The organism is Inmirania thermothiophila (genome assembly GCF_003751635.1).
Lineage (GTDB): Bacteria > Pseudomonadota > Gammaproteobacteria > DSM-100275 > DSM-100275 > Inmirania > Inmirania thermothiophila.
Genome location: NZ_RJVI01000001.1, coordinates 786957 through 799186, shown reverse-complemented (window position 1 = coordinate 799186; position 12230 = coordinate 786957). Strand labels below are relative to the sequence as shown.

The window sequence follows — 12230 nt, the reverse complement described above, 5'->3', positions numbered from 1 at the left end:
TTCGTCAAGGGCCGGCGCCGCCCCGCCCGCCCCAGCACACCTCGGCGCGGGTGCCGCCGCCCTCGCGCGGCGCGAGCCGCACCGCCCAGCCGTAGTGGGCGCAGATCCGCCGCACCACGGTGAGGCCGAGACCCTCGCCCCCGGGGGCGGCGCCGGCGCCGCGGTAGCCCGGCTCGAACAGGCGTGCCGCCTCCGCCGGGTCGATGCCCCGGCCCGTGTCCTCCACCACGAGGCCCGCGGCGTCGGCGCGCACCCGCACCGCGCCCGCCTCGGTGTGGAGCAGCGCGTTGGCGACGAGATTGCCCGCCACCATCGCCACCGCCGCCGGGGCCGCCGCCACCTGTGCACTCTCGTCGGCCTCCACGGTGAGGGTCACGCCCGGCCGCAGCAGGTGACGCTGGGCCTCCACCGCCTCGCGCACCGGCGGCGCCACCGGCACCGGCGCCGCCGCCCCCTCACCCCCGCGCGCCAGCACCAGCAGCACCTCCACCAGCTCGGTCATGCGCCGCGCCGCCCGCTCGATGCGCTCGGCGGCCCGGCGCGCGCGCGGCGGCAGCGTCCCGTCGGCGAGGAGGATGCCCGCGCTGCCGCGGATCACGGTCAGCGGCGTGCGCAGCTCGTGGCTCGCCGCGGCCGTGAACTCGCGCTCGCGCGCCAGCGCCTCGGCCAGCCGCGCGGCGTAGGCGTCGAAGGCCTCGGCGAGCTCGCGCACCACGTCGTCGGCGAACTGCGGCGCCAGGGGCTCCGGCGCCGCCACCCCCGGGCGGAGCCGGTGGACGCGGCGGGCGAGCTCGTTGAGCGGCGCGAGTACGCGGTCCGAGACCCACAGCCCGAGCCAGGTGGCGAGGTAGGCCGCCGCCCCCGCCCCCGCCACCAGGAGCGCCGCCACCACCTGCCGCAGGCGGGCGATCTCCTCGGGGCCCTCCTCGCCCCGCATCAGCTCGACGAGCTCCTCCTGGAGGTGATCGAAGCCCAGCCAGGCGGTGCCGGCGAAGAGCACGCCCAGCAGCAGACCGACGCCGAAGGCGAAGAGGACGATGCGCGACTGCAGCCGCCGCCTAAAGGGCATCGGGCGCGCTCAGCCGGTAGCCGACGCCGTGCACGGTGCGGATCAGGGGCACGGCGAATGGGCGGTCGACCACGGCGCGCAGCTGGTGGATGTGGCTGCGCAGGGCGTCGCTCTCGGGGGGCTCCTCGCCCCACAGCGCGTGCTCGAGCTCCTCGCGCCCGACCACGCGGTGGCTGTTGCGGGCGAGGATCTCGAGGATCGCAAAGCCGGTGGGCGTGACCCGCAGGACACGCCCGCCGCGGCGCACCTCGCGGGTGTCGAGGTCGAGCTCGAGATCGGCCACCGCGAGGCGGCGCCCGCCGTGCCGTCCCCGGCGCAGCAGCGCCTGCAGCCGCGCCTCCAGCTCCTCCGGCTCGAAGGGCTTGACCAGGTAGTCGTCGGCCCCGGCCTCGAAGCCCGCCAGCTTGTCCGCCAGCGTGTCGCGCGCGGTGAGCATGAGCAGCGGTGTGGCGCGCCGGGCCTCGGCGCGCAGCCGGCGGCAGAGCTCGAGGCCGTCGATCCCGGGCAGCATCAGGTCGAGGACGATGGCGTCGTAGGCGCCGGTGACGGCGCGGTGCAGCCCCGTGAGGCCGTCCCCCGCCCAGTCCGCGGCGTGGCCGCGGGCCTCGAGGAAGTCGCACACGGTGGCGGCGACATCGGCCTCGTCCTCGATCACCAGCACCCTCATCCCGGCACCTCCCCGCCGCGGCACCGCCCGGTCGCAGCCTCCGACCCCACGAGGTGCCAGTGGACGCCGTGGCGAAGGCCCAGATCCACCGTGCGCGCCGGATCGAAGCAGGGCGCGAGCCGGTCCTCCGGCACCACAAGCCAGCGCCCCGGCGCCACCTCCTGCCAGCGCACCGCCTCGGCCAGCACCTCCCGCGGCGCCCGCCCGCGCCAGCGCACCGCATGCACCGGCCGGTCCGCCAGCAGCACCATCTGCTCCTTCCACCAGGTCAGCCCCAGCTCCGCGCGGGGACCGATGCGCCGGCCGATCTCCGCCATGAAGGGGCGGGTCGAGCGGCCGGGATCCAGCGCCGGGTAGCCCACGAGCCCGTAGGCCGGCCAGAGGGCCAGCAGGAAGCCGGCGAGGGCCGCCACCCCCCGCCGCGGCCCGAGGGCGAGCGCCGCCGCCGCCAGCGCCGCGAAGGCCGCGAGCGGCGGCGTGGGATCCAGGTGCTCGCGGGTGCGCACCGCATCCAGCGCCCCGGGGACGAGGTGGAGCCAGGCGAGAAGCCCGGCGAAGAGGGCGCCGAGGCCGGCGAGCACGGCCCAGGCCGTGCGCTGCACCGCCACCCGCCGCACCAGCCCCGGGACGAGGGGCGCCGCCGCCAGCGCCAGCGCCGGCAGCGCCGGGAGGATGTAGACGCCGCGCTTGCCCGCGGCGAGGCTGAAGAAGGCGAGCACCAGCACCACCCAGCCGAGCAGCACCAGATGGCGGCCATCGCGCCGGCGCAGCCGGCGCCACCAGGCGGGCACGAGCCAGGGCAGGGCCGCGGTGAGCGGCAGCCAGGCCCAGGGCACCACCTGCACCAGCAGGTACCACCACGGCGCCACGTGGCCACCGTGGCCCTCCAGGTAGCGATCCGCGGTCTGGCGGAAGAGGATCTCGTCGCGATAGGCGGCAAGGGCCGGATCGCCGCTCGCCGCCACCGCAAGCAGCATCGGCACGAGCCACGCGCCGACCGCGGCCAGCATCCACGCCGGCCCGCCCGCCCAGGCGAGCCACCCCCCCTGCGGGCGCGCGATGCGGCGCCAGCCGCGCGCCGCGGCCCAGCCCCAGGGGATCAGCGCCAGCGCCGGGAGGAACCCCACCCCCTTGGTGATCACCCCGAACCCCATCGCCGCCCAGCCGATGCGCCACCAGCGCCACGCCGGCCCGAGGAGGAGGTGGCGGGCCAGACCGTAGAGCCCCAGCGTGGTCCAGAAGGCCAGGGTGGCGTCGATCTGGGCGCTGCGCGCCTGGAGCGGAAACTGCACCGAGACCAGCAGCGCCATCGCCGCCCACCGGCCCGCGCGCCGGCCCCACAGGCGCCGGCCGAGATCGTGCACCAGCAGCAGGGTGCCGAGCCCGGCCGCGAGCGAGGGCAGGAGGAAGGCCAGGCGCAGCTCCCCCGTGAGGCGGTAGGCCAGGGCCATGAGCCAGAAGTAGAGGGGCGGCTTGTCGGCGTAGTAGAAGCCGCCGCGGGTGGGGAAGAGCCACTGTCCGCTCTCCACCATCTCCTTGGCCACGAGGGCGAAGCGCGGCTCGTCCGGGGGCCACGGATCGCGCAGCCCGAGCCCCGCCCCGATCACCACGAGGCCGAGCAGCAGCAGCCCGAGCCGCTCCCGGTTCCATGCCCGCGCCAACGGTCTCCCCCGATGCCTGCCTGGCGCGGCATTGTACCCTTGACCGGCCGCGGCGCCGGCGCCGACACTGGCGGCGATCCCGGCGGGAGCGAGACGATGCGCGCACGCGACGAGGCCGAGGCCCGGCTCGAGGCCTGGATGGCGGACCACGGCGTCCCCGGCCGGATGCGCCGCTTCGCCGCCTCGTGCCACACCGCGGCCGAGGCCGCCGCGGCCGCCGGCGTCGCGGTGCACGACATCGTCAAGAACGTGTGCCTCATCACCGAGGACGGACGGCTCGTGGTCGCCGTCGCCCGCGGCGACCACCGCGTGAGCACGCGCCGCGTCGGCCGCGCCCTCGGCCTTGCCCGGCCGCGCCCGGCGGGCCCCGACGAGGTCCTGCGCCTGACCGGCTATCCCGCCGGCGGCGTGCCGTCCTTCGGCTACGAGGCCCTGTTCCTGGTGGACGAGGCGGTGATGGAGCGGCCCCGCGTCCTCACCGGCGGCGGCTCCGACCGGGCGCTGGTGGAGATCGCGCCGGCCGATCTCGTCGCCGCCTGCGGCGCCCGCATCGCGCGCATCCGCAAGTAGGGGCTAGCGCCGCTCGAGGGCCCGGCGCAGGATGCCCGCCTCCTCGGGATCCAGCCCCTCCAGCCGGCGCAGGTTCGCACGCGCCCGCGCGAGCTCCCCGCGCCAGATGAGCAGCTCGCCCTGCTCGCGCAGGGCGCGGGCATTGGCCGGATCGCGGCGAAGGGCGTGCTCGTAGACCCCCACCGCCTCCTCGGCGTAGATCTCGGCGAGACGGCGCAGCGCGTGGCCCAGGCGGTTGAGGGCCGGCCCGTAGCCGATGTCGAAGAGCAGCGCCTTGCGGTAGTACTCCACCGCCCGCAGGTAGTCCCCGCGCGCCTCCACCTCGGCGCCCAGGCGGGTGTACATCTCCGCGCTGCTCTCCTCGGCCGCCGCCGCATGGGCGGCCGCAAGGAGCAGCGCCGCGGCCCACGCTCGCCAGGCCATCCCGCGCCCTCCCGGATCCCCTTGCCCGGGAGTCTAGCCCCCGCGTCAGTCCCCCGCCACGGTCATCCCGTCCACGAGCCAGGAGCCGGTGCGCACGCTGCCGCGAAGATCCAGGTCGCGGCCGACCGCGCGCAGGTTGGCGAACATCTCGCGCAGGTTGCCCGCCACCGTGATCTCGTGCACCGGGTGGGCGATCTCGCCGCCCTCGACCCAGAACCCCGCGGCCCCGCGCGAGTAGTCGCCGGTGACGAGGTTGACGCCGTGGCCCAGGAGCTCGGTGACCAGCAGCCCGGTGCCCATCTCGCGCAGCATCCCCGCGAGGTCGTGCTCCCCGGGCTCGACGGTGAGGTTGTGGACGCCGCCGGCGTTGCCGGTGGTGCGCAGCCCCAAGCGGCGCGCGGAGTAGCTGTCCAGCACGTAGCGGACGAGGACGCCGTCGCGCACCAGGTCCTGCTCCCGGGTGGCGACGCCCTCGTCGTCGAAGGGGGCGCTGCCCAGCGCCCGCGGGATGTGCGGGTGCTCGGTCATGCGCACGAACTCGGGGAAGATGCGCTCCCCGGCGGCGTCGAGGAGGAAGGAGGCGCGGCGGTAGAGGCTGGGACCGCGCACCGCCCCCACCAGGTGCCCCACGAGGCCGCGGGCGAGCTCGGCGACGAACACCACCGGCACCCGCCGCGTCGCCAGCTTGCGCGCCCCGAGCCGGCGCAGCGCCCGCTCGGCGGCGCGCCGGCCCACCACCTCCGCCGCCTCCATGGCCTCCGGCTCGCGCGCCACCGTGTACCAGTAGTCGCGCTCCATGGCCTCGCCCGCCGAGGCCACCACGGCGCAGCTGACGCTGTGGCGGGTCGCGGGATAGCCGGCGAGGAAGCCGTGGCTGTTGCCGTAGACGCGGACGCCCTCGTGGCTGGTGACGGTGGCACCCTCGGAGTTGGTGATGCGCCGGTCGTGGCCGCGGGCCGCCGCCTCGCAGGCGCTGGCGAGGCGCACCGCCTCCTCGGCGTCGATCCCCCAGGGGTGGTGGAGGTCCAGGTCCGGGATCTCCCGTGCCAGGTCCTCGGGGTCCGGCAGGCCGGCGTGGGGATCCTCGGCGGCGTGGCGGGCGATGCGCACCGCCGCCTCCACCGCCGCCTGCACCGCCTCTCGGGAGAGGTCGTTGGTGCTGGCGCTGCCCTTGCGCCGGCCGAGGTAGACGGTGATCCCGAGGCCGCGGTCGCGGTGGTGCTCCACCGTCTCCACCTCGCCCATGCGCACGGTGACGCTGAGCCCCTGGTCCACCGAGAGCCCCGCCTCGGCGGCCTCGGCACCGAGGGCGCGCGCCCGCTCCAGGGCCTCGCCCACCACCTCCTCCAGCGCCTGCACGGACGGCAGCGCCGCCCGCTGCCGGCTCGCGGCGATCCCGCTCACGACCGTCCTCCCCCGGTCTGCGTCCCCCCCACGGTGAGGCCGTCCACCCGCAGGGTCGGCTGCCCCACCCCCACCGGCACGCTCTGGCCGTCCTTGCCGCAGGTGCCGACGCCGTCGTCGAGGCGCAGGTCGTTGCCCACCATGCGGACGCGGGTGAGCACGTCGGGGCCGTTGCCGATCAGGGTCGCCCCGCGCACCGGCGCCGTCACCCGCCCGTCCTCGATGAGATAGGCCTCGCTGGCCGAGAAGACGAACTTGCCCGAGGTGATGTCCACCTGCCCGCCGCCGAAGTTGACGGCGTAGAGCCCCCGCTTCACCGAGGCGATGATCTCCTCCGGGTCGTCCTCGCCCGGCAGCATGTAGGTGTTGGTCATGCGCGGCATCGGCTGGTGGGCGTAGGACTCGCGCCGGCCGTTGCCGGTGGGCGCCATCCCCATGAGGCGGGCGTTCTGGCGGTCCTGCATGTAGCCCCGGAGCACGCCGCGCTCGATGAGCACCGTGCGCCGGGTCGGCACCCCCTCGTCGTCGACGTTGAGCGAGCCGCGCCGGCCCGGCAGGGTGCCGTCGTCCACCACCGTGCACAGCGGCGAGGCCACCCGCTCGCCGATGCGGCCGCTGAAGGCCGAGGTCCCCTTGCGGTTGAAGTCGCCCTCGAGGCCGTGGCCCACCGCCTCGTGCAACAGCACCCCGGGCCAGCCCGGCCCCAGGACCACGGTCATGGTGCCCGCGGGCGCCTCCACCGCCTCGAGGTTGACCAGCGCCTGGCGCACCGCCTCGCGGGCGAAGGCCTCGGCGCGGCCCGCCTCCAGGAACCACGGCAGGCCGAAGCGGCCGCCGCCGCCCGCCACCCCCTGCTCGCGCCGCCCCTTGTGCTCGGCGATCACATGCACGCTCAGGCGCACCAGCGGGCGCACGTCGGCGGCCAGGGTCCCGTCGGAGACCGCGATGAGGACCACCTCGTGGACCGCGGCGAGGCTCACCGTGACCTGCCTCACCCGCGGGTCGGCGGCGCGCGCGGTGCGGTCCACGCGCTCGAGCAGGGCCACCTTGGCCGCCTCGTCGAGGCTCGAGACGGCATCGAGGGGCGGATAGAGCCGCTGCGCCGGCTGCCGCGGCCCGACCCGCAGCGCCCCCGCGCCGCCGGCCCGGGTGATGGCCCGCGCCGTGCGCGCCGCCTCCAGCAGCGGCGGCAGCGCCACCTCGTCGGCGTAGGCGAAGCCGGAGCGCTCGCCGGCCACCGCCCGCACCCCGACGCCGCGCTCGATGCCGTAGCTGCCCTCGCGCACGATGCCGTCCTCGAGGACCCAGGCCTCGTGCCGGACCGCCTGGAAGTAGAGGTCGGCGTGGTCGACGCGGTGCGCCAGCACCTGTCCGAGGGCCTGCTCCAGCGCCCCCTCGTCGAGCCCCGCCGGCTCCAGCAGCACGCCCCGTGCGATCTCCAGCGCGTTGTCGCTCATCTCCACTCCGTGGGCCGCCCTGCGGCCCGTCTCATGCAGGCGGTGGAGCGGACTCAGCAGGCGGCCAGGCGGCGGTGGGCCACCACCGGGAAGCGACGGCGCAGGGCCTCCTGCCGATCCAGGTCCACCTCGCCGATGACCACCCCGGAGCCCCGCGGCAGGCGGTCGAGGACCGTGCCCCACGGGTCCACCACCATGCTGTCGCCGTGGGTCTCGCGCCCGCTGACGTGGTAGCCGCCCTGCGCCGCCGCCACCACGTGGCAGAGGTTCTCGATGGCGCGCGCCCGCACCAGCACCTCCCAGTGCGCCCGCCCGGTGACGGCGGTGAAGGCGGCGGGGAGGACGAAGAGCTCGGCGCCGCGCGCGAGCAGGGTGCGGAACAGCTCCGGGAAGCGCAGATCGTAGCAGACCGCAAGGCCGATGCGGCCCAGCGCGGTCTCGGCCACCACCGGCGCGGTCCCCGCCTCGATGGTCTCCGACTCCTGGTAGCGCTCGTCGCTCCCGGGCACGTCCACGTCGAAGAGATGGATCTTGTCGTAGCGGGCGAGCAGCGCGCCGTCCGGGCCGTAGACGAGGCAGGCCGCCCTGATCCGCCCCGGGTCGGCGCTCTCCAGCGGCACCGTGCCGCCCACGAGGTGGATGCCGTGGCGCCGCGCCTCCTCGGCGAGGAAGGCCTGGATCGGGCCGTCACCCGGGCGCTCGCGCCGCGCCACCTTGTCGGTCTCGGCCATGCCCATGAGGGCGAAGTTCTCGGGCAGGACCACGAGGCGCGCCCCGCCCTCGGCGGCACGGGCGATGAGCCGGCGGGCCTCGAGGAGGTTGCCGTCCACGTTGGGCCCGGAGGCCATCTGCACCGCCGCGGCGAGAAAGCGCCGGCTCACGGCCGAGGCTCCACGCTGAGGGCGAGGGCGTCGTCGCGCCCGCTGCCGGGCAGGGTCTCCACCTGCGCCGAGGGCACCCCCAGCGCCACCAGCCACGCCCTCAGCTCCTCCGCCCACAGGATGCCCTCCTCGCCGCTGGGGTAGCGGATGACGATGCGCGCATGGGGCGCCTGCAGGTAGGCCCGGACGGTCTCCGCCACCGGCGCCAGGGTGCGGACGTAGGCGCCGTCGCGCGGCCGGGCCCAGGCCGCGGCATCCAGCCACCGCACCGGCGCCGCCGCCGCCGACGCGGCGGCAAGCCCCAGCAGCACCCCAAGGAATCCACGCATGCCGCTCAGCATATCACGCCCTCACCGCTGCGATCCCGGCGCCTCCGCGGGGGGTTCCGCCTGCGGCGCCAGCCGCTCCACGCGCGGGTCCTCCCATGGACCGGTGACGCGGTACTCCACCTTGGCCCCCTTGTCGATCTGCCGGCCGAGGATGCGCTCGAAGAAGAACAGCGCCGCCCCCGCCGCCGGCCCGCCGGCGATCCACCCCACCACCGGCAGGCCCGAGCTCACCCGGGGCGTCACCGTCACGTGCTGGTCGTAGTCGCGGCGCACGAGCCCCGTGCGCCCGCGCACCTCGATCCGCGCCGCCGGCCCCTCGATGATCAGGGGTTCGCTGTGGGCCTCCCCGCCGCCGACCCGGATCGTGGCCGCGAGGCGGTCGAAGGCGAAGCCCTTCCCGAAGAGGTCGCGAAAATCCAGCAGCAGACGCCGCGGCAGCGCGCCGAGGCTGAGCAGCCCGAGCAGGCGGCCGGCCCCGGGGTCCACCTCCGCCAGCGCCCCCTTGGCGAGCTCGGCCTCCAGCGTCCCCTCCACCGTGGCGAGGGCGAAGTCCCCGGGGCCGCCCGGCCAGGCCAGATCGGCCTCGATCCGGCCCTCGCCCTTGGCCACCGCCGATGCGATCCCCAGCGCGGCCACCGCTCGGCCGAAGTCGGCCACGTCGGCGACCCCGCGCAGGCGGGTCCGGACCCCGTCGGCCTCGTGCCGCCACGTGCCCGTGGCGCGCAGCGTGAAGTGCGGCTGCGCGAGCAGGATGCGGCGGGCCTCGAGCCCCCCGGGGCGGCGCACCGCGCCGAGCTCGAGGCGCCCCAGCACGGCCTCGCCGTAGCGCAGGTCCCCCACCTTGACCTCCATCGCCGGCAGGGTGCGCGGATCCGTCTCCCCGCGCTTCTCGCGCGGGGGCAGCCGCGGCAGGTGGAGGCGCTCGAGGTCGAGGCTCAGCGGGGCCGTCCCCGCATCCACGGGGAGCACGAAGCGGCCCGCCGCCTCCCGGGCCCCCACTGTGCCCGACCACAGCCCGCCCTTGCGCACCGCGTCGATCCGGGCCTCGTGGTAGGTGCAGGCGAGCAGGGTGGCCTCGCCGAGCTCGAGGCGGATGCGCTCCACCGGGCCTGCATCCAGCCGCCAGCCGTCACCGCCGCCCAAGGCCTCGCGCCAGGCGTCCGCGGAGAAGGCGGGAAGCCGGCCCGTGATCTGCACCCCCGCCTCCGGCAGCACCGCCCGCTCCGCGCCCAGGCGCACCTCGCCGCGCGCCACCCGGCCCGCCTCGTCGAGCTCCATGCGGGCGGCACCGAGGCCCGCCGCCACCACCTCCAGCGCCCGCCGCGGGGCCACGCCCAGCTCCACCGCGAGGCGCAGCGGGCGCGCCTCGGCCGCCGCCTTGCCCACCGGCGCCGGCAGCCCCACCTGCACCCCGACGAGATCGCTCTCCGCCTCGAGGCGAAGCGGCGCCTCCCCCTCGACGCCGCGCACCGCGAGGGTGCCCGTCCACGCCGTGTCACCCTCCACCCAGGCCCACCACGGCGAGGGGACGAGGGCCTCCAGCAGCCCCCGATCCAGGCGTCCCGCAAGGCGCACCTCGCCGCGCGGGCTCGCCCGCCAGGCGCGCCCCAGGGGGACGGCGAGGTCGGCGCGCAGGGGCCGCCCGTGCAGGGTGCCGCGGACGCCCTCGGCGGCGAGCCCCTCGGCGGTGAAGCGCAGGCGGCCCTGGAGCCCCGCAAGCCGGACCCGGCCCGGGGGATAGTCCAGGGCGACCCCCTCCAGCACCGCCTCGCCCTCCACCTCGGGGCGGGCTTCCCGGCGCAGGGGCAGGCGCAGGCGCAGTGCGAGATCCACGCGCCCGCGGCCCGACACCGCCGCCAGCACCGGGTCCAGGGCATCGGCGAGGGGCGAGGCCACGAGGTAGGCGAGCACCTGCCCCGCCCGGGCCCTGGACGCCGCCTCGAGCTCCAGCCGGTTGTCGCGGCCGAGGCCGCCGATGCCCACCCGCCGGACCTCCACCGCCGCGCCCAGGGTCGCCGCCCGCCCCGAAAGCGCCAGCGTGTCCTGCTCCAGGACGAGCCGCGCCTCAACCCGCTCCACCCGCGGCCAGTCCGGCCGGAAGGCGAGCGCCCCGCCCTCGATCCGCCCGCGCGCGACGAGCCGCCCCTCGCGGGCGCGGAAGGGCACGGCCGCCGCCGGCCCCGCCATGAGCAGCACGCCGTCACGCAGGGTTCCGGCAAGCCCCGCGTCCGCGACCCACGCCCCGAAGGCCCGCCCCACGAGCTGCGGCGTCATCCACGCCGCAAGCCGGCCGAGCTCCGCCTCCGGCACGCGCGCCAGGAGCTCGATCCGCGGCCCCTGCGGCGTCGGCCGCAGCCCCCCCTCGGCACGCAGGTGCAGCCCCGGGGCGGCGAGCAGGAGCTGCGCCCCCTCCACCGCCCAGCCGCCGGCGGTGCGGCGCCAGCGCGCCCCGCCCTCGATCCAATCCGCGCGCAGCGTCCCCTCGTGGGCGCCCGGGGCCTCCAGGGCGACGCCGGCGCCGGCGACGCGCAGGACGCCGCCGGTGGGGGCGGCGGCGACCTCGCCCGAGAGGCCCTCCACCCCGGGGGTCCGGTCGGTGGCCGCGACGGCGGCGTGGAGGAAGCGCCCGCGCAGGAGGTAGCCGCCGCCGTCGGCGAGATCCAGGGCGAGGTCCCGCACCACACCGCCCTCGATGCGCCCGAGCCAGGTCCGCACCGCCTCCGGCACCTGCGGCAGCCGCGCGGCGAGCGGCAGCACATCCTCCGCGCGCAGGTAGCCCAGGCGCAGCCGCCAGCCCCCGGGGCGGCGCTCGACGACCCAGTCCGCCCGCGGCCAGACCGCGCCGCCCCGGGCCGCGAGGACGTCGTGGGCGAGCAGCCGCCAGCCGCCGTCGAGGCGCCGCCAGCGCAGCTCGGCGGCCAGCGTGTCGAGTCCCCACGCCCCGAGCGCCGGCCGATGGAGCCGCACGCGGGCGTCGGCGCGCACGACGCCCCCCCCGGCGAGGTCGAGCCAGAGGGCCGCACCGCCCGCGAGCCGGGCGTCCGCCGGCACCGCAAGGCCCAGGCTGCGCCCGAGGGTGGCGAGATCCCCCTCGGCCAGGTCCAGGTAGACCGTACCCTGCGCGCCCCCCGCCTCCAGGCGGAGATCCGCCGCCGCCTCGAGCGCGCCGCCGCCGAGCGCCGCGGGCAAGAGGACATCCCCCACGAGGACCAGCCGGCGCGCCTGGATCCCGGCGTCCAGGCGCCGGAAGGCGAGCACCTCGTCGAGCCCGCGCGCGGCGTCGCGCACGTGGACCGCCCCGTCCCGGAGCACCAGACGGAAGCCTGCGGGCAGCCCCGCCGCGCCGCCGCGGGCCGGGCCGAGCCCCACCAGCCGCCACTTCCCTCCGGGGTCGCGCTCGAGGCCGAAGCGCACCCCCGCGAGATCCACCACCCGCGGCGCCAGGCGCCCGCGGAGCAGGGCCGCGGGGGAGAGCCGCAGGCGCACCTCCTGCAGCAGCATGGGCGCCGCCCCGGCGCCGCCCAGGCGCACGCCGCGCAGGATGAGCTCGGGGGCAAGCCCGGTCCAGCGCGCATCCAGGGCCTCGATGGAGACCGGCTGGCCCACCGCGGCCGAGACGCGCGCCTCCACCTCGGCGCGGTAGGAGGCGAGGGCCGGCAGCAGCAGCCGCGCCAGCGAGAGCAGGAGCGCGGCCGTGATCACGCCCGCCGCCGCCAGCCGCCACGCCCAGCGCAGGATCAGGCCCACGGTTCCCCTCGCCGCCCGGCGT

At 77.4% G+C, this 12230-nt stretch carries 10 protein-coding genes; 1 reads left to right on the top strand and 9 read right to left on the bottom strand.

Features of this window, described 5'->3' with window-relative positions:
- Window positions 1-4: 4 nt before the first annotated feature.
- The 3 genes from EDC57_RS03910 to EDC57_RS03900 are packed head-to-tail and all read right to left on the bottom strand — an operon-like array spanning window position 5 to window position 3397.
- Window positions 5-1069: a sensor histidine kinase gene (locus EDC57_RS03910; protein ID WP_123400418.1), complete on the bottom strand. Its 1065-nt coding sequence runs from the start codon at window positions 1067-1069 to the stop codon at window positions 5-7.
- Window positions 1059-1736, bottom strand: coding sequence for a response regulator transcription factor (locus tag EDC57_RS03905; protein WP_123400416.1), 678 nt, complete (start codon window positions 1734-1736; stop codon window positions 1059-1061). Before EDC57_RS03905 ends, EDC57_RS03910 begins: the two co-directional genes overlap by 11 nt.
- Window positions 1733-3397, bottom strand: coding sequence for an ArnT family glycosyltransferase (locus tag EDC57_RS03900; RefSeq protein ID WP_123400413.1), 1665 nt, complete (start codon window positions 3395-3397; stop codon window positions 1733-1735). Before EDC57_RS03900 ends, EDC57_RS03905 begins: the two co-directional genes overlap by 4 nt.
- A gap of 96 nt (window positions 3398-3493) precedes the next feature.
- On the opposite strand from EDC57_RS03900, the gene EDC57_RS03895 reads away from it, so the two are divergent.
- Window positions 3494-3967, top strand: a complete 474-nt coding sequence (locus EDC57_RS03895) for an aminoacyl-tRNA deacylase (protein ID WP_211331869.1) — start codon at window positions 3494-3496, stop codon at window positions 3965-3967.
- Between the two features lie 3 nt (window positions 3968-3970).
- Here the strand turns inward: EDC57_RS03895 and EDC57_RS03890 are convergent, their stop codons facing one another.
- The 6 genes from EDC57_RS03890 to EDC57_RS03865 are packed head-to-tail and all read right to left on the bottom strand — an operon-like array spanning window position 3971 to window position 12208.
- Window positions 3971-4390, bottom strand: a complete 420-nt coding sequence (locus EDC57_RS03890; RefSeq protein ID WP_123400411.1) for a hypothetical protein — start codon at window positions 4388-4390, stop codon at window positions 3971-3973.
- A 45-nt stretch (window positions 4391-4435) separates the two neighbouring features.
- The gene (gene pmbA / locus EDC57_RS03885) at window positions 4436-5785 is read right to left on the bottom strand and encodes a metalloprotease PmbA (protein WP_425454791.1); all 1350 of its coding nucleotides are present in this window, start codon (window positions 5783-5785) and stop codon (window positions 4436-4438) included.
- Between the two features lie 5 nt (window positions 5786-5790).
- Entirely contained in the window at window positions 5791-7251 is a 1461-nt protein-coding gene (gene tldD / locus EDC57_RS03880) for a metalloprotease TldD (protein WP_123400911.1), read from the bottom strand.
- A gap of 53 nt (window positions 7252-7304) precedes the next feature.
- The gene (locus EDC57_RS03875; RefSeq protein ID WP_123400408.1) at window positions 7305-8132 is read right to left on the bottom strand and encodes a carbon-nitrogen hydrolase family protein; all 828 of its coding nucleotides are present in this window, start codon (window positions 8130-8132) and stop codon (window positions 7305-7307) included.
- A complete protein-coding gene (locus EDC57_RS03870; RefSeq protein ID WP_148051426.1) occupies window positions 8129-8461 on the bottom strand; it encodes a hypothetical protein in 333 nt (110 codons plus the stop codon). The genes EDC57_RS03875 and EDC57_RS03870 overlap by 4 nt, the downstream gene beginning before the upstream one ends.
- 21 nt (window positions 8462-8482) lie before the next feature.
- The gene (locus tag EDC57_RS03865) at window positions 8483-12208 is read right to left on the bottom strand and encodes a YhdP family protein (protein WP_123400404.1); all 3726 of its coding nucleotides are present in this window, start codon (window positions 12206-12208) and stop codon (window positions 8483-8485) included.
- Window positions 12209-12230: the final 22 nt, after the last annotated feature.